The 23,076-nt window shown below is 54.5% G+C and carries 23 protein-coding genes and 1 riboswitch; of the genes, 3 read left to right on the top strand and 20 right to left on the bottom strand.

Features of this window, described 5'->3' with window-relative positions; all coding sequences use genetic code 11:
• Positions 1 to 257 precede the first annotated feature (257 nt).
• Positions 258 to 749 (bottom strand): hypothetical protein, encoded by a 492-nt coding sequence (locus tag FD37_RS02275; RefSeq protein ID WP_056963137.1) that lies wholly within the window; start codon positions 747 to 749, stop codon positions 258 to 260.
• Between the two features lie 871 nt (positions 750 to 1,620).
• Positions 1,621 to 2,178 carry a hypothetical protein gene (locus FD37_RS12730; RefSeq protein ID WP_147007659.1) on the bottom strand — a complete coding sequence of 186 codons (558 nt, stop codon included), beginning with the start codon at positions 2,176 to 2,178 and terminating at the stop codon, positions 1,621 to 1,623.
• 438 nt (positions 2,179 to 2,616) lie between these two features.
• Here FD37_RS12730 and FD37_RS02270 point away from each other — a divergent pair, with 438 nt between their 5' ends.
• Positions 2,617 to 2,943, top strand: a complete 327-nt coding sequence (locus tag FD37_RS02270) for a helix-turn-helix domain-containing protein (protein ID WP_056963135.1) — start codon at positions 2,617 to 2,619, stop codon at positions 2,941 to 2,943.
• Between the two features lie 299 nt (positions 2,944 to 3,242).
• Here the strand turns inward: FD37_RS02270 and FD37_RS02265 are convergent, their stop codons facing one another.
• From FD37_RS02265 to FD37_RS02250, 4 genes are all read right to left on the bottom strand, one after another.
• Positions 3,243 to 3,464 carry a YozE family protein gene (locus tag FD37_RS02265; protein WP_045807825.1) on the bottom strand — a complete coding sequence of 74 codons (222 nt, stop codon included), beginning with the start codon at positions 3,462 to 3,464 and terminating at the stop codon, positions 3,243 to 3,245.
• 11 nt (positions 3,465 to 3,475) lie between these two features.
• Positions 3,476 to 4,078: a YpmS family protein gene (locus FD37_RS02260; RefSeq protein WP_045807826.1), complete on the bottom strand. Its 603-nt coding sequence runs from the start codon at positions 4,076 to 4,078 to the stop codon at positions 3,476 to 3,478.
• A 13-nt stretch (positions 4,079 to 4,091) separates the two neighbouring features.
• Entirely contained in the window at positions 4,092 to 5,018 is a 927-nt protein-coding gene (locus FD37_RS02255; RefSeq protein ID WP_056963133.1) for a GDSL-type esterase/lipase family protein, read from the bottom strand.
• A 68-nt stretch (positions 5,019 to 5,086) separates the two neighbouring features.
• Positions 5,087 to 5,938, bottom strand: a complete 852-nt coding sequence (locus tag FD37_RS02250; RefSeq protein ID WP_056963131.1) for a DegV family protein — start codon at positions 5,936 to 5,938, stop codon at positions 5,087 to 5,089.
• Positions 5,939 to 6,080: 142 nt separating this feature from the next.
• Here FD37_RS02250 and trhA point away from each other — a divergent pair, with 142 nt between their 5' ends.
• The gene (trhA, locus tag FD37_RS02245) at positions 6,081 to 6,722 is read left to right on the top strand and encodes a PAQR family membrane homeostasis protein TrhA (RefSeq protein WP_056963129.1); all 642 of its coding nucleotides are present in this window, start codon (positions 6,081 to 6,083) and stop codon (positions 6,720 to 6,722) included.
• A gap of 156 nt (positions 6,723 to 6,878) precedes the next feature.
• Here trhA and FD37_RS02240 read toward each other — a convergent pair whose 3' ends face one another.
• Genes FD37_RS02240 through FD37_RS02225 form a run of 4 tightly spaced genes read right to left on the bottom strand, consistent with a single transcriptional unit; the run spans position 6,879 to position 11,519 of the window.
• The gene (locus tag FD37_RS02240; RefSeq protein WP_045807830.1) at positions 6,879 to 7,406 is read right to left on the bottom strand and encodes a dihydrofolate reductase; all 528 of its coding nucleotides are present in this window, start codon (positions 7,404 to 7,406) and stop codon (positions 6,879 to 6,881) included.
• Positions 7,407 to 7,419: 13 nt separating this feature from the next.
• Positions 7,420 to 8,370 carry a thymidylate synthase gene (locus FD37_RS02235; protein ID WP_056963127.1) on the bottom strand — a complete coding sequence of 317 codons (951 nt, stop codon included), beginning with the start codon at positions 8,368 to 8,370 and terminating at the stop codon, positions 7,420 to 7,422.
• Positions 8,371 to 8,385: 15 nt separating this feature from the next.
• On the bottom strand, positions 8,386 to 10,293 hold the full coding sequence (locus tag FD37_RS02230; RefSeq protein ID WP_045807832.1) for an ABC-F family ATP-binding cassette domain-containing protein: 1,908 nt from the start codon (positions 10,291 to 10,293) through the stop codon (positions 8,386 to 8,388).
• Between the two features lie 17 nt (positions 10,294 to 10,310).
• On the bottom strand, positions 10,311 to 11,519 hold the full coding sequence (locus tag FD37_RS02225) for a CCA tRNA nucleotidyltransferase (protein ID WP_056963126.1): 1,209 nt from the start codon (positions 11,517 to 11,519) through the stop codon (positions 10,311 to 10,313).
• Positions 11,520 to 11,803: 284 nt separating this feature from the next.
• On the opposite strand from FD37_RS02225, the gene FD37_RS02220 reads away from it, so the two are divergent.
• Entirely contained in the window at positions 11,804 to 12,697 is an 894-nt protein-coding gene (locus tag FD37_RS02220; RefSeq protein WP_056963124.1) for a YitT family protein, read from the top strand.
• Positions 12,698 to 12,823: 126 nt separating this feature from the next.
• Here FD37_RS02220 and FD37_RS02215 read toward each other — a convergent pair whose 3' ends face one another.
• From FD37_RS02215 to FD37_RS02170, 10 genes are all read right to left on the bottom strand, one after another.
• Entirely contained in the window at positions 12,824 to 14,086 is a 1,263-nt protein-coding gene (locus FD37_RS02215; protein ID WP_056963122.1) for a tetratricopeptide repeat protein, read from the bottom strand.
• A 102-nt stretch (positions 14,087 to 14,188) separates the two neighbouring features.
• Positions 14,189 to 14,464 (bottom strand): HU family DNA-binding protein, encoded by a 276-nt coding sequence (locus FD37_RS02210; protein WP_011667553.1) that lies wholly within the window; start codon positions 14,462 to 14,464, stop codon positions 14,189 to 14,191.
• A 238-nt stretch (positions 14,465 to 14,702) separates the two neighbouring features.
• Positions 14,703 to 16,010, bottom strand: coding sequence for a ribosome biogenesis GTPase Der (gene der / locus FD37_RS02205; protein WP_056963119.1), 1,308 nt, complete (start codon positions 16,008 to 16,010; stop codon positions 14,703 to 14,705).
• Positions 16,011 to 16,113: 103 nt separating this feature from the next.
• Positions 16,114 to 17,427 carry a 30S ribosomal protein S1 gene (gene rpsA / locus FD37_RS02200; RefSeq protein ID WP_045807837.1) on the bottom strand — a complete coding sequence of 438 codons (1,314 nt, stop codon included), beginning with the start codon at positions 17,425 to 17,427 and terminating at the stop codon, positions 16,114 to 16,116.
• Positions 17,428 to 17,500: 73 nt separating this feature from the next.
• Positions 17,501 to 18,187 carry a (d)CMP kinase gene (gene cmk, locus FD37_RS02195; RefSeq protein ID WP_045807838.1) on the bottom strand — a complete coding sequence of 229 codons (687 nt, stop codon included), beginning with the start codon at positions 18,185 to 18,187 and terminating at the stop codon, positions 17,501 to 17,503.
• 42 nt (positions 18,188 to 18,229) lie between these two features.
• A complete protein-coding gene (locus FD37_RS02190) occupies positions 18,230 to 18,853 on the bottom strand; it encodes a LysM peptidoglycan-binding domain-containing protein (RefSeq protein ID WP_056963117.1) in 624 nt (207 codons plus the stop codon).
• Between the two features lie 67 nt (positions 18,854 to 18,920).
• Positions 18,921 to 20,342, bottom strand: coding sequence for a RecQ family ATP-dependent DNA helicase (locus FD37_RS02185; RefSeq protein WP_056963115.1), 1,422 nt, complete (start codon positions 20,340 to 20,342; stop codon positions 18,921 to 18,923).
• Positions 20,343 to 21,383: a helix-turn-helix domain-containing protein gene (locus FD37_RS02180; protein ID WP_056963114.1), complete on the bottom strand. Its 1,041-nt coding sequence runs from the start codon at positions 21,381 to 21,383 to the stop codon at positions 20,343 to 20,345.
• Positions 21,384 to 21,490: 107 nt separating this feature from the next.
• Positions 21,491 to 22,072, bottom strand: a complete 582-nt coding sequence (locus FD37_RS02175) for an ECF transporter S component (protein WP_056963112.1) — start codon at positions 22,070 to 22,072, stop codon at positions 21,491 to 21,493.
• Positions 22,073 to 22,173: 101 nt separating this feature from the next.
• Positions 22,174 to 22,292: riboswitch (FMN riboswitch) on the bottom strand.
• A 60-nt stretch (positions 22,293 to 22,352) separates the two neighbouring features.
• Entirely contained in the window at positions 22,353 to 23,075 is a 723-nt protein-coding gene (locus FD37_RS02170) for a pseudouridine synthase (RefSeq protein WP_056963110.1), read from the bottom strand.
• Between the last annotated feature and the right edge of the window lies 1 nt (position 23,076).

The following is a 23,076-nucleotide window of genomic DNA, read 5'->3' as shown; positions in this document are numbered from 1 at the left end:
GGGGATGTCTCGATAAGTAGTTTTTTATCGATAGACAGAAAATTATGAGAGCAATCATTTTTCAATGATTGATTAGAACCATATGTCCGCGTATGCAGGAATTAAAAACTCCTTGTTATCTTAATTGATAACAAGGAGTTTTGATATATATGTAAGTATTAATGATCTCATCGATCCTGCCCCCCGTGAATCACCATCCGGGTGGCCTGGGCTAAATCTTGAATCGTTCCCATACTTCTAACCTTCTTAATAATCGGTCAGCTGGCTAACCAATTATTGAGGCCTAGTTCACTGACCGTCGTTTGCATGGCCCGTTGTTGGGCCTGATACTGTTCATACGTCAATCCCGACGTAAATTGATGACCTTGATACGGTTGATAACGCCGATATACGTCAAACTGGGTTCCCCGGGCGCTGACTTGAAGTAACACGGTCTTGGCCGTCATGGTCACCGTTTGAAACGCATTGGTGTCGGCTCGTTGTCCAAAGCGATTTGGGCGCCAAATTGGGCGAATTAACACCCGGTTATCAAAGACGAGTTTAGTCAGGGGTAACGCGGTGAGCCATGACCAATCATCGTGTTGTAAGGCCCGACTAACTTCCGGCAACGTGTATCGACCGGCAGTCAAATTGTGACGACCAATCGTTAATACGAAATCATGGGTCTGGGGATTGCTCGCTAATAAACGAATATCGCCCGTTAATTGAATCAAGGTCATATCATCGGGGTACAGCATTAATTCCGTCATCGTCAATCAGTCCTCTTCACTAGATATGTCCAATACTAGGGCCGACGAGTCCTTGGATGAAAACTCGTCGATTCTCGCTAACCGCGAGACGAAGTGATTAAGGTTAGTATACCGGGAATAAAGACGGTGGACAAGCGGGTCTAAGGTTGGTGACTTAAAACGATTGAGAAGATGAAAATCAATCGTTTTACAGAGATTAGTGGGGGTTTGGGGCGGGAACGCCCCATGATAATAGCGATTCGCGTAGGCGAATCGCGGGCCAGAAAAAGATTGGCGATTAAATGCCCAATGACTTGAAAAATTCAAGTTTACTTGAACAAATAATCACCGTGGCCCGGCCCGATACGACTCTGTTAATTGATTCCTGGACTTGTGAAGTGGGTATTTCAGCGTGAAACCTATCGTTATTAGTCATCGAAATTGCGGTCATAGACCATGCCTCCCTTAATCAACGTAGCTACCGTTGCTATTTAAGCTAGTATAGGCTATATCTAGGTGATTTTCAAATCGGTTCGCCCGCATACAGCCCCTATTTAAGGTCATGTAACTAGCATTAAGATGTGGTTGATACACCATTTTGTTAGGGGATTAATTGGGTGACTGGTTCCGCTGAAAGTTAGTCGATGGTTGGTAATTTAAATGAGTTAATCGGCATAATATAAATTAAGCTTCATTTTAAATTGAATGAAGACTAATTTTAACAATAGTCTAACTAGCCTTCAAAATTAATGAACCTCATTATTCAACGAGACCTCCGATTACGTGGTTGATTGGGGGTTTGGGGCAGGATGCCCCATATGTAGCGATTCGCGTAGGCGAATCGCGCGACCAACAACCCAACCAATCATCAATTGGTTGGGTTGTTGATGAATTAATGGAACACATCGTCCACACTTAAATTTCCATTACCATCAGTTGCCGCATTTTGACTGCTATGATAATACCAATTTCGTTGAGCTGCCGTTAATGTGCGGTACCATACATCAAATTCTGGTTGGATATGTTTTCCAGTTTTAGCCGGATATTTTAATTTTAAATCTGTTACTTTGACCCAACCGGCGGCTTTATTCTTGGCATTAGATTTCACATAATAATAAACCATCCAATTACCATGGTGTTTGACTTGAACAAATTTAGTTCGTGTCCATGTTTTTTTCTTATAATTTTTAAGATAATGTGTTACTTTTAATTTGGTATTTTTCTTAGTACCATTAAATTTATAAACTTTTCCCTTAACATTGAAAACTTTATATCGTCGATGTGCAAGATTTTGACTCCAAATCCGATTTACTTCGTACCCTTTGTTATACACAAATGGTGCAATATCAGTTGGTGTTTTCGATGCACTCGCATTTACGACAGGTAAACCCGTACCACCTAACATCAATCCAACACCCATTAAGGCGATAACACTATTCATTTTCTTCATAAGTCATTACTCCCTTTTTCTTCATGTTTTTAGGTGATTTTCCTTCTACTATGTATCTATTCTCACGCTAAGGCGTGGTAGAAGTCAATCTTTCCTGTTACATGATTTAATGGGGGTATGGGGGCGCAGCCTCCATCGGTCGAGGTCGCGCAGCGACCCGGCGCAAAAGGGGTATTGGGGTTTGGGGGTTTACCCCCATGAGAGCCACAGATCCTATTTCTCCGCTAAACCATGTAATTACTTAACATTGTACATAAACACACAAATTAATTATATCTTAACTTGAATCACATGTTAATAAATAATTATATTTTACGGTAAGAGCATAACATTAATGATGTCAATAAGTCAACATTTTGTAAAATTATAGGCTAAAAGTCCCTGTAATCGTTTTTCCTAATCTTATAGGCTTAAGAGAGCGGGAGGCGATCATCAATAATGGAGAAAGACAGCATAGGTAACAAAGTAGCACATCGATTACTTCAACTTAGACAAGCAAACGGGTTGACACAAGAACAACTAGCGGAACGTGCTAATATTGATTCTTCAGTAATTTCTCGCATTGAAAGAGGTTTTCGAACTAACATACGATTAGAAACTCTGGATAAGCTTACAAAGGCCTTAGGCGTTAATTACACAGATTTGTTTACGTTTACGGATGATAAACAAATTCAAAAACGCATTGAAGGGAAATTAGCATTAATCACTGATAAAGAAGCACTTCAAACTCTTGAAAAGTTGATTGACATACTGTCAGAAAAGTAAAAATGTGATTTTTCCTCAAACGGATAAATCACATTTTTTAGTCTCTTCATAATCTTAAAGATATGTCCATTCAATAAATTCATGTGCCCAATTTTGTGCCCTATTCTGCTAATCATTGATAAGCATTGCTTAATATACCTAACTGCACAGATCTACTACAATTTTTCAACTCTCAAAATAGGCAATATAAAAGCCCGCTATAGCAGGCTTTTTTGTCAATTTAAATTCATGTTTTATCTTTATAGTTAGTACGTAGTACCACTCAACCATTGAATGGTACTCATAATTGCCTCCTTAGTTTAGGCCAGGAAATCCTGGTAGAGCCGCCACGCGTCGTCAAAGATCGTCATGGACGGCAGGTAGCTGGCGTTTTCTTCAAGGTACTTGGACAGCGTCTCGAAGTCGGTCTCCTGCTTGGGAAACGCGCTATCGTAAAAGGCGTTGTTGGCAAACGTCGCCACCGGATCATAGCTTTCCGGATTGCGTTGCGTCATTAAAAATTGATAAAACGTTTTGAGCATCCAATGCCTCCTTAATTTTTCGGAATCCGCGCCTGGAACACGAACTTGCCCTTTCCGGACAGGTCGATGGTCTTCGCGGCGTACGAGAGTTTCTTGCCGTTCCCGATGGCCGTCAGGTGCAGGGTCATGGTCTTATGACCGCTGTCCATGGCCACCCACTTGGGCAGCGGGTAATTCTTGGCGACGTAGGTCATCACGAAGCTGACCGGGACCGGTAACGACCCGATGGACAGCTTCTGGGCCGTCAATTTCACGTCGCCGTTTGCCAGGACCGTCGGGTTAAACATCAGCGAAAAGTTGACGTGGGCGCCCAAGACCTCGGTGGACCCCGTCAGCATCGCGTGGTCCGCGACCTGAAAGCGGTACTTCATCGCCTGGTTCTTCAGGGACTTATTGACGTAGTAGTCCGCCAGGGCGTTGACCTGTTGCTTGTTCAGGGTCACGTTGATGTTGGTGCTCTGGGCGGCCGGTTGGGCGGTCGCCGCCACCTTCACCGGTCGGGTCGCGAGAAAGATCGTCACGAGAAATCCCACCACGAGCACCGCGATGAGGGTGATGAAGCCGGTTTTCCACCAGTTCCGCGTTGGGGTCGTTGATTCTGTGTGTCGTTGCATGCAAATTTCCCCCTTATTTCTTTAACCATTGTTGGTGCGCTTGCATCTGTTCGAACAGTTTCTGCGTCATCAGCCGGTACCCCTTGGCGTTCGGGTGGAAATGGTCGGCCGGTGACAGGTAGTTGTTCAGTTCCTTATTGGCGTCGGTCGCCAAGATCTGCTTCTGGAAGGATTCCGTCGACAGCTGGCCGTCGTTACTCTTCTGCGCCGCGCGCTTCAACTTAGCCTGCTGGGTGACCGACCGGAATTGCCCGACTGACAGGTCCCGGTTGATGTCCACCACGTACAGACTCTGGTAGCGTTTGGCGGTCTTGACGGTCACCGCGTTCCAATCATCGACCGCGTTCGTGATCTGGTCGAGATTGGCAAAGTAGACGTAGATCGGATTATAGATGCTGTACAGGAAGATGGGCACCTTGCCGTTATACCGGCGAATGGTACTCAGAAGGCTCTGCAGCTTCTGACCGTACGCCCGTTCCGCCTGGTCCAGTTGCCGGTCCAACCGTGATTGCTGATTAATGGTGACGTTCTTCGTGAGCGTCTGTAATAGGTCGTTGCCCCCCACGGTCAGGGTGATGGCTTGCGCCTGCCGCACCTGTTTTTGCTGCTCGGTGCTGTTGACCAGCCGCTTTTCGATCTGGTCACTGCGGTCACCCGCTAACCCGTAGTTGTGCATGATGACCTTGACTTTATCTTGCTGGTGGACCATCGTCTTGATCCGTCCGGTGTAGCCGCCATGATTCTTCTGGTCCCCGACCCCCTGGGTCAACGAATCCCCCAACGCCACCAGCCGCACGGTCGAGCGGCGGTCGGTCGTGGTGACCGTCGTGGTCTTGAGCGTCCGGGTCCCCGGATGCCAGTACGTCAATACGGCCAATACGGCCACGACCGCGAGTAAGGCCACTCCCAGGACCTTCCCTAACGTCTTAATATTTTTCATCCCAATTTTCCTCTCCGTATAAAGAAAAAGCGGTGACGTCGCCACCCCTTTTCCGTGATTCCGCGTGCTTATTTAGTTGGATCCGTGTAATACATCAACGCGAAGGCGCCCATGCCACCATGGGTCGCAATGATGGGGACCGTCTCTCTGACTAGGACCGGCATCCCCGGTAACAGGATGCTCAGGTGCGACTGGATCTTGTCGATGCTGTCGAAGGCCTCAACGTGGGAAATCCCGATCGCCTTGATGTTCGGTGTCTGCTTGATCTGCTCGTACACCTTATCAAAGTACTTATCGATGGTCTTCATCCCACGGCCCTTGGCCCGAATCTTGAGTTCGCCCCCGGTCACCTGTAAAACGACCTTGATGTTCAGTAACGTCGTTAACATCCCGGCGGCCCGGCCTAGCCGGCCCCCCTTGAGGATGTTCTCCAGGTTGACGATGCCCATGAAGAGCCGGGTGTTGTCCCGGACCTGTTCGGCCCGCGCCAAGATGGCGGCCTTATCCGCACCGGCGGCCGCTAGCTGCGCGGCTTCGATGACCTGAAAGGCCAGGGCTTGGTCGGTGAACTGACTGTCCACGACCGTGACGTCGGTCTTGGACAGGTTCGCCGCCTGTTCGGCCGCGTGGATGGTTCCACTGATGGCCTCCAGCATGGTGAAGCAGATGACACTACTGCCATCGGCGCCCAATTTATCGAAGGTTTCGACGAAGGAACCCAGCGGTGGCTGACTCGTTTTCGGCAGCGTCTTTGCCGTCTTCATTTTATCAATAAACTCTTTGTTAGAAATCGATTCACGTTCGACGTAGATGGTGTCGTCGATCATGACCGTCAACGGCACGATCGTAATGTGATTCTCTTGGATCTGCTGCTCAGTTAACCCAGCAGACGAATCCGTGACGATTTTGATGTTAGCCATGGGGATCCCACTCTTTCTGACCAGAAATTTGGTTTATGCTACAATATACGTAGATGAAACATACGGTAACAGTATAGCAGAATTAGGTAAATTTTTCAGCTGAACCCAAGCAAAACGCTTGAGAAAATAAGGAGGCCATCTCTTGCCAACTACGCGTAGTCGTTCCTATCGCATCGTCAATGAAGTTCTGAATGCCGTGACCCACGGGATTGGGGCCGCGTTAAGCATCGCCGGACTGGTCGTGTCGATCTTACAGGCCGTCGCCAAGGGGGGCGCCCTGCGTATCACGACCTTTGCCATCTATGGCGCCATCATGGTGCTGTTCTACCTCGCGTCGACCCTCTTTCACAGCCTGGTCTTCACCCGGGCCAGCCACGTCTTTCAAATCTTCGATCACTGTGCCATCTACCTGCTGATTGCTGGGACCTATACGCCCTACACCCTGCTGGTCATCAAGGGCGCCCTGGGCTGGACCATGTTCGGCGTCATCTGGGCGATGGCGATTCTGGGCATCGTCTACAAGGCCATTTGGCTGAATCAGCACCAGAAGCTCTCCACCATCATCTACGTGGTGATGGGCTGGATGTGCCTGCTGGGGATGAAACCCCTGTACCTGGGCTTAGGGCCCATCGGCTTTGGCCTGTTGTTCGGTGGCGGCGTGGCCTTCACGGCCGGGGCGGTCCTGTACAGCTTCAAGGGCGTCCCGTTCGGCCACGTCATCTGGCACCTGTTCGTGATGCTGGGGACCGCGCTGATGTACTTCTCCATCCTGCTATACGCCTAGTCTTAGGTGGGTTAGTCTACCACGTTCTCCCGCCAGCGTCACTTAATTACGTGCGTTCCCGACCATTGGGGATGCCTAACCGAAAAATACGAAAACAGGAAGCAACTGCTCACCTTTTCCGAGCGGTCGCTTCCTGTTTTTTGTCAGACTGGTAGGCTATTGGGCGTCGCTTGAACCCGCCGCTTCAGTCGACCCTTTACGCTGAAATTGATCAAATTCGTAATCATACGGGTTCCGCTCATCCCGAACCCCCGGCTGATGGCCGATTCGTTCGAACTGGGTATAGTCGATGGCGGGCATCACGGTATCGCCCGGGAACGTCGCGTGGATCTGGGTACGGTACAGCTGATCCACGTCGGCCGCGAGCCCGCTAAACAGGGTCGCCCCGCCGACCACGAACAGCTTTTCGGCCGCGTGTTCGGCCGCGTATTGCCGCACGGCCGTCAACGAATTGAGCACCGTCACGCCAGCCGGGAAGGCCGACGCCGGACGGTGACTCACCACCACGTTTTGGCGGTTCGGTAGCGGGCGCTTGAACGAGGCGAAGGTCTTGGCCCCCGCAATCACGGTGTGCCCCGTCGTTTGCGTTTTAAAAAAGTGCATGTCGGCCGGCAGGTGCCAGGGCAAGTGACCGTGGTAGCCGATCACGCCGCCCTCACTTTCGGCCCAGAGAAAAATCAGCATCGAACGATTCCTCCTAAACGGCGACGGGCGCCTTAATGGCCGGCGCCGGGTCGTACCCGGTCACCTTGATGTCGTGCATGTCGTAGTCGAAGATACTGGACTTGTCGGGATTCAACCACAGCTGTGGGGCGGCCTTGGGCGTCCGTGCCAACTGGGTCTTGACCTGTTCGATATGGTTGCTGTAGATGTGGGCATCCCCCAGCGTGTGGACGAAGTCGCCCACCTCGAGGCCGACTTCCTTGGCGATCAACGACGTCAGTAACGCGTAACTCGCGATGTTGAACGGCACGCCCAGGAAGATGTCGGCACTGCGTTGATAGAGCTGACAACTGAGCTTGCCATCGTTCACGTAGAACTGGAACAACATGTGACACGGTGGTAACGCCATTGATGGCACGTCGGCGGGATTCCACGCCGAAACAATCATCCGCCGAGAATCGGGGTGGGTCCGCAGCGTCTTGATCACGTTGGCCAGTTGGTCAATGGTCTCCCCGTTGTGCCCCTGCCAGGCCCGCCACTGACTGCCGTACACCAGGCCTAAATCACCGTACTGCTCCGCGAAGGCCGCGTCGTTGACAATCCGGTCACAAAAGAGCTTCTTTTGTTCCTGATACGCTTGGTTAAAGTCGGCGTCCACCAACGACCGCCGCCCAAAGTCGTGCATGTCGGGGCCGTGATAGTCGGGACTCGCTACGTAGCGTTGAAAGGCCCATTCGTCCCAAATGTGGTTGTGGTGCTGCAGCAGGAAACGAATATTGGTATCGCCCCGGAGAAACCATAGCAGTTCGGACTTGATCAGGCCAAACGGCACCTTCTTGGTCGTCAACAACGGGAACCCCTCTTGCAGGTTGAACCGCATCTGGTAACCGAAGAGACTCACCGTCCCGGTCCCGGTGCGGTCGGTCTTGGGGTGTCCCGTTTCCAGCACCGTCCGTGCCAGGTCTAAATATGCATCTTCTAACATGAAAGCTGTTGCCTCCTAATCTTCCGCGTATTCGCTCAAGTATTCCCACCGAGCGACCTTCTGATCCAGCTGGTGATCCAAGTCGTCCAGTTGCTGCTGGAGGTCCGCTAATTTATCGTAGTTGGCCCCGTTTTGATTCATCTCGGCTTGAACGGCGGCCTTCTGGGATTCCAAGCCGTCGATCTCGCCCTCGATGCCTTCCCATTCCTTCTGTTCGGCATAGGTCAGCTTGACCTTTTTCTTTTGGGTTGGCTGAGCGGCCGGTGTTGCCGTCTCCTGTGCCTTGGCCTTAGGTTTCGCCGTCGTCTTCGCCGCCTTGGTCGCCGCTTGTTGGGCCGCCAGGTAGTCGCTAAACTGACCGGAGTACCGGGCGATTTGTCCGTTGCCGTTAAAGATCAGCAACCGGTCGGCCACTTTGTCCAGGAAGTAGCGGTCATGGGAGACCGTGATGACGGTGCCGGCAAATTGGGCGATGTAGTCCTCCAACACGGTCAGTGTACTGATGTCTAAATCGTTGGTCGGTTCGTCCAAAAGGAGCACGTTCGGCTGCTCCATCAGTAGCTTCAGGAGGTACAGCCGGCGTTTTTCACCCCCGGAGAGTTTGCGAATCAGGGTCCCGTGCATGAACCGGGGGAACAGGAATTGTTCCAGCAATTCGGTGACGCTGACGGAGTTCCCCTGCTTATCGGTCACGTTCTGCCCCACTTCGGACAGGTAGTTGATCATGCGTTTATCGTCGGGAATCGGTTCGATCTGTTGGGTGTAGTAGGCCATTTTAACGGTCTCCCCGACGTCGATGATGCCCGAATCGAGGGGCAGTTTCCCGGCAATCACGTTGAGCAGGCTGGACTTTCCCGCACCGTTCTCACCACTGATCCCGATGCGTTCGCCCCCCTGGATCAAGTCACTAAAGTCCTTCAGAATCACGTGGTCGCCCAACTGAAGGTTCGCATCCTTCAGCTCGATGACCTTCTTACCCAGCCGTTGTTGACCCAACGAAATAGCCACGTGCTGCTGAACCTGCCGGGTGCCCTGTTGATTGGCCAGCTCGTGGAACCGGTTGATCCGGGCGTTTTGCTTGGTCGAACGGGCCTTGGCCCCGGCCTTCATCCAAGCCAGTTCCTGTTGGTACAGGCGCTTGGACTTCTGTTCGGCGTCGGCCTCTTGACTGACCCGCTCCGCCTTTTCCTGAACGTAGGCTTGATAGTTGCCGGGATACTGGTACAGCTTCCCGAAGTCTAACTCCCAGATCTGGTTGGCAATCTGGTCCAGGAAGTACCGGTCATGGGTCACGACCAGTAACGCGCCCTTGTAGGTCGCCAGGTACTGCTGCAGCCACGCGATGGAGTCGAAGTCCAGATGGTTGGTCGGTTCGTCCAGCAGTAACAGGTCGGGCGACTGGATCAGGACCTGAGCCAGGCCGACCCGCTTGACCTGCCCCCCGGACAGCGTCTTGATCGATTGCGACAGGTCCGTGATCTTCAGTTGGGTCAGGATCGTCTTCACGTCGCTTTCGGCGGTCCAGGCATCCTCTTCGTTCATCTGGGCCTCGGCGTCCATGTAGCGTTTCTGCGCCTTGGCGTCCTCCGGGTGCTGCCCGTAAGTCGCCAGGGCGTCCTCGTAGCGCCGAATCGTTTTAAAAACGGTCTGGTTCCCGGAGAACACGGCATCCATCACCGTCAAGTCCTCGTCCAGGGCGGGCTTTTGGGTCAGGTAGCCGATCGTGTAGTCCTTGGGGGTGGTCAGGGTGCCCGTCTGATCGTTGGTCACGCCAGCCAGGGTGTTCAGCAGAGACGTCTTTCCGCTCCCGTTGACCCCAATCAACCCGATTCGGTCGTGTTCGTTAATAATAAAGTTTAAATCATCGAAGAGGGTCTTCTCTCCGTAAGTTCGGTGTAGGTGTTCTGCACGTAATGTTTGCATAGGTTATCGTCACTCTCTTATTTCAAATTCGCTAAGGTCAGCGCCTGTTGGATCAACTGATCCCGGTCGTTCGGCAGTTGGCTGGTCACGACCTGGTGTTCCAGTTGGGCCAACAAGTCGCCCAGTTGGGGCCCGGGCTGAATCCCGGCCTGCATCAGGTCCCGCCCGGTCACCGCCAAGGCCTTCTTGGTCTTAATGGGGAGTGCCTGCCAAGCCGCTAACAAAGCCGTCTCCCGGTCCGGTGCGCCTAAGATGACCGCGACACTGTTCGCCACTGGCAGCAGTTGCTCACCACACTGGTAGAGTTGCCAGGCGTCCAGGTCCGCGGTGGCCAAGCTCGTTGCCGCACGGGCCGCCGTCTGAACGGCCGTGATTATCTGGTTCGAGGTCTTCCATTGCTTGAGAAACGGCCCCACCTCGCTTTCTGAAAGGTCAAAGGCCCGCACCAGCAGCGTCCAGGTCGTCGTCTCATCAGGAGTGCCGGTCGTTAACCGGTGACAAACGTCCTTCAAGGCCGCCTCGTGGTCGCTAAACGTGGGACAGTATTGCCACAGTCCGGTCGTTAAAAAGGGCTGTAAGCCACTCTGAGGGGCCTTTCCCGTGAATAGCTTCAACAGCTCGACCTGTGTGCGTTCGACCGCGATTTTCGCCAACAGTTGCGCGTGAGCGGCGATCGCCGCGGCCGTCTCGGGCACGATGGTAAAGTCCAGTTGACTGGCAAAGCGGACGGCCCGCATCATCCGTAAGGCGTCCTCGTGGAACCGTTCCTGGGCATTGCCCACGGCCCGAATTCGTCGCTGCTTGAGGTCCGTTAGCCCGTCGAACAGGTCAATGACCTCCCCGTTTTCGCGCATGGCCAGCGCGTTGATCGTGAAGTCTCGGCGCTTTAAGTCCTCCGCCAGCGACCGCACGAAGGTCACGTGATCCGGCCGTCGAAAGTCGGTATAGGTCGACTCGGACCGGAACGTTGTGGTCTCGTACCCCGTCCCGTGATCGAGAATCATGACCGTCCCGTGTTCAATACCCGTGTCCACGGTGCGTTTGAACAGGTGCTTGATTTCATCGGGATAGGCACTGGTCGCGATGTCCACGTCGTGAATCGCCTTGCCTAAAATCGTGTCCCGGACACTGCCTCCCACGAAGTAGGCCTCGTAGCCTGCCCGTTCGATGGTTTGCAAGACCGGTCGCGCTAATTCAAATTCCTGTGGTAACTGTTCTAATTTCAATGGCGCCGTTCCCTTCTCCCAATTCGTATCGTGATAAACTTCCAGGTTCCAGTTTACCAGATTCACGGGGAGAAATGAATTTTTAAGCGGTGGACCCGCCGACAGTTTCCGCCCGGAAGCCCCCGGAGGTATGCTATGATGGAATAGGTAAGAGACAAGATTAGTTTGAAACATAAACTCCGATTGGAAAACTAGTTAACCTTCTGGTTTTATTTTTGAGAAGCGGGTCAACTAGAGCCCAACCCTCACGTCTCAAGACTTTTATTGATATTGGAGGGGACACAATGACACAAGTTCAAGATGAATCCATCAAGTTGGTCGACCTGGTCATGATTGGGGTTGGCTGTGCGACCATGGCCTTTAGCCTGGTCGTCTTCAACATCGCCAACCACCTGGCCGATGGCGGGATCTCCGGGATCACCCTGATTATCCGGGCCCTGTTCGGCCTCGACCCGGCCTACTCGACCATCCTGATCAACGCACCGTTACTCCTGATTGGGTGGCGTTTTCTAGGAAAACAATCCCTGATCTACACGATTTACGGAACCCTGATGCTGTCCTTATTCTTATGGATCTGGCAACGGGTCCCCATCAGCATCGATTTGCACAACGACTTACTCCTGTCCTCACTGGCCGCCGGCATCGTGGGCGGGAGTGGCTCCGGGCTCCTCTACCGTTACGGCGGGACCACCGGGGGAACGGACATCGTGGCCCGAATCATGGAGCGCTTCCGCGGCGTCCCCATGGGACAAACGTTGCTGTGGTTAGACGTCATCGTTCTTTTGATCTCTCTGGTCTACATCGACGTCCGGCACATGTCCTACACCCTGATTTATTCCTACATCTTCTCGCGAATCGTGAACTTTATGCAGGCCGGGGCCTACGCCGCTCGGGGGCTCATCATCGTCTCTGAACACTACCAGGCCATCACCAACGACATCATGGATCAGATGGAACGGGGCGTCAGCCTGATCACCAGTGAAGGCGGGTATTCTCACCAACCCCGGAAGATGATCTACGTGGTCGTCTCTCCGCATGAATTACACCAGGTCCGGCGCATCATCAACAAGCACGATATCCGCGCGTTCGTTTCGGTCATCAGCGTGACCGAGGCACTGGGTGAAGGGTTCTCGTTCGAGATTCCCCACCACGGGCTGGGCAAGATTTTTCACCGGTGACCCTCTTAGGGGTTTTGGCAGCCGCGGGGTTTGCGGCTGCTTTTTTTGTGAGACTATAAGTTAAAGTAATTTTTGTGTGTGACCTTTAAAAGAAAAAACGGCCCCCCCAGGGTCGCTTCTTCAAGGTTATTCGGTTTGATAGCTTTCCAGCATCAGGGCCATTTCTTCGTCGTCGGGGACCAGTTGCACGTAGGCCTTTAACAACTTCAAGACCTGGTCTCGCGCCCCCTCTTCCCGGTAGAAGTAGATGGCCGGCTTCAAGAAGTCCGGCTGATCCATAAAGAACGGCGCCGCCGCGTCGTAGTCCGCCCGCGCCGCCGAAAAGTCTTCCTGGTGCTCGGCCGTGACCGCCAGGTTCCAGTACAGTTGCGGGTCGGTATTCTGTTCCTGAATGTACGGTTGTACCAGGTCGCGGTTATCGTCCCACCGCTCCTGCTTAACGTACAGGTTGCTCAACTGGATCACGGCACTCAGGTCGTCGTGGTCCAGCTCATGGCCCTTCTTCAGGTACTTCTCGGCCAAGTCCTCGTTGTCCAACCGGGTGGCCACGTGGGCCGCCTGAAGCCACAGCTTCTCGTTGTACTGGTCGACGCCCAGCCCCTCCTGCAGGGCCGTTAACGCCTCCGGTAACCGGTTCTCGGCCTCGAGGGCCTGCCCCAGATACGGGTACAACGACGTGTAGTTCGGGTCGGTCTCCTTCAGCTCGGTAAAGAGCCGAATCGCCGCCGGCCGCTCCTTCAGCTGCAGGTAGGTAAAGGCCGTTTCGAACTTCACATCCGGGGTCATCTCACCCGAGTGAATCTGCTTGAGATACCCAATGGCCTGTTCGAACCGCCCGGCGTTCGCGTAGGCGACCCCCAGCCGTTCGACCAGGTTGACCTTGGACATCTCCGTGGTCCCGGCCGTGATCAGGTCCAGGTACAACGGGATGGCCTTGCGGAATTCCCGCATGGTGAAGTATAACTCGGCCAACGCGAAGGTGATCACCGGTTCGTCGGGCGCCAACTTTTTCGCCGTCAGTAATTTCTGTTCACTGACCTCAAAGAGTTCCTGGGTCTGATAGAGGTCGGCCGCCACCATCAGGGATTCGACGTAGGCCGGCGACGTCGGCTTGACCTGGTTCAGGTAGTTGAGCGCCTCGTCGTCCTTGTCCTCATCGATGGCGATGTCGGCCAGATTGGTCCGGAGCTCGTCTTCCTCCGGATACTTCGTTAATAATTTTTCGTAGATTCGGCGTGATTGGTTCAGAAACCCCAGTGAGTAGAGCTCCTCGGCTAAGCTGAAGAGCGTATCGTCATCGTCGTGCCGGAGCGCCAGGGCGTATTGCCGCTTAAACTCGGCCAATTGCCCCTTTTCCAGTTGATCTAACGCTGTCTGTGCGTAACTCATGTTCTGACCCGCCTCCTGAAAGGTTCATGATTTTTGTGGTAATAAAAAACCAGTCCGGTAAGTACCGTCCTGGCCCTTTATCTATTAAATAGTTGAGATCAATTATTTAACAGCGTCCTTTAAAGCTTTACCTGGCTTGAAGGCAGGTACTTTGCTTGCAGGAATTTGGATTTCTTGTCCAGTTTGTGGGTTACGGCCCTTACGAGCTGCACGTTCACGTACTTCAAAGTTACCAAAGCCGATCAGTTGAACCTTTTCGCCTTTAGCTAACGTTGCTTGGACAGAATCGAAGACTGCGTCAACTGCAGCCGTTGCGTCCTTTTTAGTTAAGCCCGTTGCAGTTGCAACGTCACTAACCAATTGTGCTTTGTTTGCCATTGTGAATTCACCTCCTGAACAGAAGATTAGATGTAGGCCATCTAGTTCATTTTTGAGTGGTCCAAAAATGATGAAACAATTGTGGCAAAACCACATCATTTCTTTATCAAAGATAGCACAGGAAGCCTTATATGACAAGGGATAACGCGATTTTTTAGCAATAAACCGGTAATATCTTGGGATTTTGCTAAATTTCACCCCTGATTCGGTCAAAAGGCTAGTCTCGCGGGCCTGAGAACTACTTCCGGGCCCGTTCGATCAGGTGGAGCGGGGTCCCCTCGAAATCGAAGTGTTCCCGGATCTGATTCTCCAAGAACCGTTCGTACGAGAAGTGCATCATTTGTGGATCGTTCACAAAGACCACGAAGGTCGGCGGGGCCACGGCCACCTGGGTGGCGTAGTAGACCCGCAACCGCTTGCCGTTGTCGGATGGCGTCGGGTTCAAGGCAATCGCGTCCATGATCACGTCGTTTAACGTGGCCGATTGGACCCGCTGGTTGTGGTTCGCCGAGACCCGCTTGATCAACGCTGGCAGCTGGTCCAGCCGTTGACCCGTCTTGGCGGAAACGAACAGGATCGGGGCGTAGCTCAGGTATTGGAACTCCGCTCTGATCAGATTCTGGAAATCGCTCAGGGTGTGGTTGTCCTTCTTTAGGGTGTCCCACTTGTTGACCAAAATGATGATCCCCCGACCCGCTTCATGGGCGTAACCAGCGACCCGTTTGTCTTGCTCCCGAATGCCTTCCTCGGCGTTCATGACCATCAAGACCACGTCGGAGTCGTCAATGGCCCGCATGGCCCGCATGACGCTGTACCGCTCGGTGTTTTCGTAGACCTTGCCCCGTTTCCGGATACCGGCCGTATCGACCATGGTAAAGTCAGTCCCGTCGGCCGTGAACTTGGTATCGATCGCGTCCCGCGTGGTACCGGCGATGTTCGACACGATGACCCGGTCTTCCCCCAGTAAGGCGTTGACCAGCGACGATTTCCCGACGTTCGGCCGGCCGATCAGGCTGAACCGAATGGAATCGTCCTGCGGTCGGCCGTCCTTGGCCGGGAACTCCTTGATCACGGCATCCAACAGGTCCCCGAGGCCCAACCCGTGGACCCCCGAAACGGGATACGGATCGCCGAAGCCCAGCCCGTAAAAGTCATAGACCGTTTCCCGCAATTCGGGGTTATCGGCCTTATTGACGGCTAATACAACCGGCTTCTTCGACCGGTACAGGATCTTCGCGACCTTCTCATCGGCATCGGTGATTCCTTCGGGTGCACTGACCAGAAAGATGATCACGTCCGCCTCATCAATGGCGATTTCGGCTTGCTGGGTGATTTGGCTGAGGAACGGTTCGTCCCCCATGTCAATTCCCCCGGTATCAATCATTCGGAATTCCGTCCCCAACCACTCAGCGGGCGCGTAAATTCGGTCACGCGTAACGCCGGGCGTATCTTCGACGATGGAAATCCGTTCACCGGCGATCCGGTTGAACAGGGTCGATTTCCCCACGTTTGGCCGCCCAACAATTGCAACAACAGGATAAGCCATCGCAAATCCCTCCTTTTTTATGACATAAGTTATTGATTTCAAAAAGAGGTCCAGAACGCAACCCACTAACAGTTCCGCTCTAGACCCCTTTAAACCGACTTAATTAGTCGTTGTTGTTTTCCTGGTTTTCGATATCCTTTTTCAGGCTGTCCCCGATCAGGTCACCTAAAGAGAAGCCGGTGCTTTCTTCTGGGGCGTTAGCCGTTGAAGTTTCTGCGGCGTTCCGGTTGTTACGACGGGAACGGTTAGCAGAACCACCGTTGTTGCGACTCCGACTCCGGTTAGCATTGCTGTTACCTTCGTTGTCGTCAGCAGATTGTGGCTTTTCTTCCAGGGCCTTGATGGACAATGCCAAACGGTGATCGTCTGGACGAACATCTAAGACCTTCACCTTGATCTCTTGACCAACCTTCAAGACGTCAGCTGGCGTCGCAATGTGTTGGTGAGAAATTTGGGAAATGTGAACCAGACCTTCAACGCCTGGGAAGACTTCAACAAAGGCCCCAAAGCTGGTCAACCGCTTAACGGTCCCATCTAAGACGCTGCCTTGCGGTGCCTTTTCTTCGATCCCATCCCAAGGTTCTGGTAAGGTTTGCTTGATGGACAGGGAAATCCGGTCACGTTCTGGATCAACGGATAAGACCTTGACCTTCACGTCTTGGCCAACCTTCAGAACGTCACTAGGCTTTTCAACCCGTTCGTAAGCAATTTCAGAAACGTGAACCAAGCCGTCCACGCCACCGAGGTCAACGAAGGCCCCGAAGTTCGTCAAACGAGCAACCTTGCCTTCAACCGTGTCACCAGCTTGCAGCTTGGACATGATTTCTTCCCGTTGAGCGGCCCGTTGCTTTTCAACGATAGCCCGGTGGGACAAGATCAGACGGTTTTCGCTAGGTTCGATTTCCACGATCTTGAATTCAAGGGTTTGGCCCTTGAATTGCGATAAGTCTTCAACGAAGTGGTCGGAAACCATGGATGCTGGGACAAAGCCCCGGACACCGGCATCAACGACCAAACCACCCTTAACCACTTGGGTAACGGGTGCGGTCAACGTGTGGCCAGCTTCGAATTCTTTTTGAATGTCGTCCCAAACCTTACGGGCTTCCAAACGACGTTGTGAGAGCAGGTAGCTCCCGCCTTCTTTATCGTTACCGATACGTGAAATTACGACGAGGTCTAAGACGTCCCCGACTTTAATTACTGATTTAATATCATCAACTGGCTTGGCGGAAAGTTCCTTCTTGGGAACGACCCCTTCAATTCCAGTTTCACCGATCCCAACGATTGCTTGTTGGTCATCGTCGATGGCTAAGATTTCACCCTTAACGACATCGCCAACCTTCACGTTGTCCACGTTGTTCAACGCGTCCAGCAAATCGTTGTTATCATTGTTTTGACTCGTGCCATTTTCACTCATGCGAATATTTCCTCCTTGCGACAACTCTAAACACCATTTTATCTGATTATTGTGATAAAAGCTAGTAAAATGCCTATTTCTCTTGCAATTCTTTTTCACGAATGATTTCAGCAATCTTATCCGCGACCTGGTCGATCGACAGCGACGTGGTATCCAACCGAATCGCATCGGCCGCCTGGGTCAACGGGGAGACCTTCCGGGTGGAATCCTTGCGATCCCGTTCCTCGATCTCGTGCTTCAACGTTGCCAAGGGCGTATGGATCCCCTTAGCGGCGTTGTCCTTTAACCGGCGTTGGGCCCGTTCGTCCACGCTCGCGACCAGGAAGATCTTGACCTCGGCGTGCGGCAATACAGTGGAGCCGATGTCCCGGCCGTCCATGACGATGCCACCCGCATCGGCGATCTGCCGCTGCCGGGCGGTCAATTCCGTCCGAATCGCAGGCAACGCCGACACCTGGGAGACGTTATTGGTCACGTCGGGTTGCCGAATCGCGAGGGTGACTTCCGTGTCGTCCACGAAGACCTTTTGGACCGGGGTCCCCGGCTCAAAGCGAATCGTAATCGCATCTAGTAGTTGCTTAATGGTGGCCTCGTCCCCCAGGTCAGCGCCCGCTTGGAGCGCCTTCCACGTGATGGCCCGGTACATAGCACCCGTATCACAGTAGATGTAGTTGAACCGTTGTGCCACAATCTTCGCGACCGTACTCTTGCCGGCCGATGCTGGGCCGTCGATGGCGACCTGTAACCCTTGCTTATCCATGCTGTATCGAACTCCCTATTTAAAAATTCTGTGATTGACCCGTTAACGAATCCGCAACCGCTGTCCCGGATGAACGGTCGCCCCGGAGGACAACCCGTTCAGCTCCAGCAGCTTTTGTTCCGAGATGCCCGCGTTCGTAGCGACCCGGTAGACCCCTTGGCCGGACTCGACCGTCGTGTACTTAGCCCCGGCCGTGGAACTGCTGCTACTGCTGGTGGCGCTGCTACTGCTAGCCGTACTACTGGTCGTCGAATCGGTTGTAGCCGAAGAACTGCTAGCCGCCGTTTCCGTCGAGCTAGCAGTCGTTGTGGCCGTCGTCGAGGACTTTTTAGACTGACTCGACGTCGTCGTCTTCTTGGTCTTGTGCTGAGGCTTCTTGCTCGTCGCCGCTTTCTTCGACGAACTAGATGAGCTCGCGGCCACCTTCTCCGTGTTCTGTGGACGGTTGACCGAGCTCTGCCGTGCGAGGCCGTAAACCAGTGAAGCCGCCGCAATGACGATAATGATGGCGACCAGGATCACCGTGACCATGGTATTGCTATGGTTTTGCCGCCGCATCTTGGTCCGCGACAAGTTCCCTTGATCATCCCGATCATCGGCGAACGATTGCTCCCATGGTCGCGACGTTTCTTCCTTTGTCGTGTGCTCATCACGCTTCTGACTCATCTTGCTAACCTCCCTGAAAAACTTCCAACTAATTGTACCATACACAATCGGTGAATTCCTTAATTATTCAATAAAATAGTCGGGTCAGCTGTTGGCGCCAATCCCGGGCGGGCGCCGGTGTCGGGGCCACGACTGAGCGCTTCAGCCCCAGGGCGGCCAGGTCCAGGGGCTGGCCGGCCGGCGCGCAACAGGTCGCCTGGTGCGCCGGTGCGGACTCATCGAAGGCCGTCAGCCAGGTCGCCCGTAAACACGTCGTGGTGTGCACGTAGGCCACCATTCGGGCCAGCGCCTGGGCCCGCTCCCGTTCGCGCCGGGCGAAAAGGTCGCTGACCGCTTGTTCGGAGATCCCGTGCGCCCGGTAAAATTGCAGTAAGGCGATGCCCGGTTCTGCCGGGTCGAAATGACTGGGCTGCTGATAGAAGCGCTGAATCGTGACGTCGTCCGGCCGGTTGGCCTGGTTCAGCGCTTGGGGCAAACGTTCATCCCCCGCGGCGTACAGCAGAATGGCCACGCTGGGTTGACCGTCCCGACCGGCCCGCCCCATCTCCTGGGCGTAACTCCCCAGGTCGGCCGGTAAATGGTAGTGGATCACGTAGCGAATATCGTTCTTATCGATCCCCATGCCGAACGCGCTGGTCGCGCAGATGACGGCCAAGTCTCCCTGCATAAACTGTTGCTGGATCTTGAAGCGATCCTCGCTCGCCAGGCCCGCGTGGTACGCGGCGACGGGCAGTCCCGTCTGGTCGCGCAACCACGTCGCCGTTTCACTGGCCAATTGCTTGCTGGAAAAATAAACGACCCCGGGGCCCTGAAGCTGGGTGACCAGCTCGAGGAGTCGGGCCTGCTTCTCCGCATCGTTGGCGACCGCCTCCACGTCCAAGAAGATGTTCGGACGGTCGACCGTTTCCGCCACGACCTGGGGGTGGACCCGGAGCTGCTTACTGATCTCGTGCCGGGTCGCGTGGTCGGCCGTCGCCGTCAGTAACAGGGTCAACGGCGCGTGTAATTTCGCTCGAATCGCCCCCAATAAGAGGTACTCGGGGCGAAAGTCCGGCCCCCACTGAACGATACAGTGGGCCTCGTCGATGACGAACAGGCTGATTGGGACCTGCTGCAGGCGCGTCAACACCGGCGCTTGCGCCAACATCTCCGGGGATAGGAACAAGAAACGGTAATCCCCCAGGTGCTGCAGGATGGCCTGCCGTTCCCCGTAGCTGGTCAGCGACGTGATGGCCGCCACGTGTCGAAACCCCGCCACGTGCATCCGGTCGACCTGATCGTTCATCAGGGCCAGTAAGGGCGAGACGATGACCACGCACCCCGGATGCCGGTAACCATATAGTTGATAGATCAGGGTCTTCCCCGCACCGGTGGGCAACACGGCCAGGGTGTCTTGCCCGGCCTCCAGGGCCGTTAGCGCGGCGCGTTGGCCCGTGCGAAAGGTCGTAAACCCGAATAACTGTTGTAAACTCGTTTCCAATGGGACCACTTAGTCCACCCCCCGCTTATGTTGCCAAATCGCCAATAGCCGAAACGTGAAAAAGTCGTAGCGCTCCTGAAGCTCGGCGGGCAACGCCGTATACTCCCAGTCGTCGATGGTCTGGGGCAACGCCGCCAGCAGCGCTTGGCGGGCGGCGGCCGGAATCAGCCGGTCGTACGGTAAAGCCGTCGGCGGCAGCATGATGGCCGCCTCGAGCAGGTGCTCCCGGACCGTGCTGGGCTTGATGTGCCGTTCAGCGGCCACCCGGTCCAGGGGCGTCCCGGTCATTACCGTGGCCAGGGTGGCCTGCGCGCTGCGGGTGACCGGCGACTGCCAGGTCGGCGCCAACAGGGGGGCCAAGACGTGGTGCGGGTCGCGGGCCGCCTGGGCAACGGCCACGACCGCCGTGACGTGCATCAGATACGCCTCCCAGGACGTGATGGCAAACTGATCCGCCAATTGTTGGGTCGTTTGCCCCGGCTGCTGGTAGCCCGTGAGCCCCGCCGTCGTGACCGCCGCAACGGTCGGGGGGAGCGTCGCTAAGGTCGCCGTCAGTGCCGCGGCTACTTGCGCCGGGAGCGCCGGGTCACGAACCTGATAAAACCACCGCCGCACGGTCTGCCGGGTCGCTTGGTCAACGGCCAGCGGGTAGTAGCGGTTCGTCTGGTGGGCGTATTCCGAGGTCACCTGAATCGCGAGCAACAAGCGCTGCCGGGCCACGTTCAGGTCCAGTAACGGCCAGGCGGTTACGTCGCCCGGCTGGTAGTACGGGCGCTGATCACGCGCGTGCACCCCGGCACTGGTCAGACGCAGTTGGGGCTGTTCATCCGAGCCCCACTGCGCCCAGCCGTTCGCCACCACCGTGTGTGCAACGGCGTCCAACCCGCCCCGCGGCAGGTGTTTGTTCAAGTCTAATAAGTACAGCAGGTCGTACCGGAGTCCCCAGTAGAGGGTCGACACCGTCCGGCGACCCCGTAAGAGATTCTCAATGACCCGGAGTCGGCGAGCCTGCTGGTCACTCAGTAATTGTAATAAGTCTGCTGGTTCCACGACCAAGTCCTCCTCGCCAGATATACCGTTAGTTTACCATAAAAGAAAACGGGACCCCGTCACCGGCGGCCCCGTTTCTCAAGTTTAGCATAATTGTTTTAATGGTCTCAGACCTGCCGGTGCTTGGCGATCCACCCACTCATGCGCCGACTCAAGAGAATGTACAGACCTCCCAGGACCAGCCCCTTGATCAGGTTAAAGGGAATCACCCCGAGCAGGATCAGTTGGTTGACCGGTAACCCCAGCGACATCCCCCAGACCTTCAGGTAGAGCGGCGTGATGACGCCCCAATTGGCCAACGACAGGATCACCGTCAAGCTGGCCGTCCCGACCAGAATGGCGCCGACCTGCCGGCTCAGCTTAGTCGGTTGCCCCTTCAAGACCCAGTGAATCGGTAAAATATAAGCCACGTCCGCGATGAAGGCCGTTAAGATTCCGATGAAGTTGACCACGTCGAGTCCGGTCGATACGAAGTACAGCAGTTCCTTCACGGCGGCAATCAAGATGGCGCCCCCGGGGCCAAACAGCCCCATTCCCAACAAAACGACCAAGTCGCTCAAGTCGAGCTTCATGTACGGAACGATGGGAATGATGGGGAGTGACACAAACATCAACACGTAAGCCACCCCGGCAAAGAGTGCCATCTCCACCATTGAACGCACGCTGATTCCCTGTTGCCGATTTTCCATAAGTTGTTCCTCCTAGCGGCCATCTCGCGACGACACCAAAAAAGGTCCCGCCGCAGAAGGGCAAGACCTTGGATTTACGTAGGGTTACGCAAAAAGCAACGTCTCATCTTCTGCCTACCAGACTATACTGTCGGTCCCGGAGTCACACCGGGTCAACCGCTCACGCGGGTCGCGGACTTTTACCGCCGGTCGGGAATCGCACCCTGCCCTGAAGATGAACCATAAATTTTTTTGTACACTCACAATATACTAACTTTTAGTAAGATTGTCAATTATCCCACTAGGATAAACCGGTCAACCGCCGGAGTTCCTTGACCTCTTCCGGTTTCAGATTCCGGGCATCCCCGGTCTGTAAGCCCTTCAGGGTCAAGAAACCGTACTGCTCCCGCTTCAGCTTCTCGACGGGACAGCCCACGGCCGCCAACATCTTCTTGACCTCGTGATTCTTTCCCTCATGCAGGGTCAACTGCACGATGGCCGTTTGCTTCTTATGATCGGTGCTCAAGAGCTTGAGCTTAGCCGGTGCATAGGCTTCGCCGTCGACCGTGATCCCGCGTCGCAGCTGGCGCATCGCGTCGTTGCTAGGAATCCCCGTGACCCGTGCCACGTAAGTCTTCTCGACCTCGTACTTGGGGTGGGTCAACCGGTTCGCCAGCTCACCGTCGTTGGTCAGCAGCAGGAGACCCGACGTGTCATAGTCCAACCGGCCCACGGGATACACGCGTTGCTTCACGTCCTCGACCAGGTCGACCACCGTTTTGCGGCCCTTCTCATCGTTGGCCGTCGAGATCACGCCCCGCGGCTTGTAGAGCAGGATGTACGCCGGCGCCTCACTCGAGATCGGGACGTTGTCCACGGAAATCTCGTCGTGGACCCCGACCTTGGTTCCCAGTTCGGTCACGACCGCCCCGTTGACCCGAATGTGACCACTCGTGATCATTTTTTCGGCTTGGCGGCGTGATGCGACCCCGGCGTGTGCCAGGACCTTTTGTAATCGTTCCATC

Source organism: Levilactobacillus spicheri DSM 15429 (genome assembly GCF_001435095.1).
Classification (GTDB): domain Bacteria; phylum Bacillota; class Bacilli; order Lactobacillales; family Lactobacillaceae; genus Levilactobacillus; species Levilactobacillus spicheri.
The sequence above is the reverse complement of the archived record's forward strand: the minus strand, read 5'-3'. Positions and strand labels throughout refer to the sequence as shown.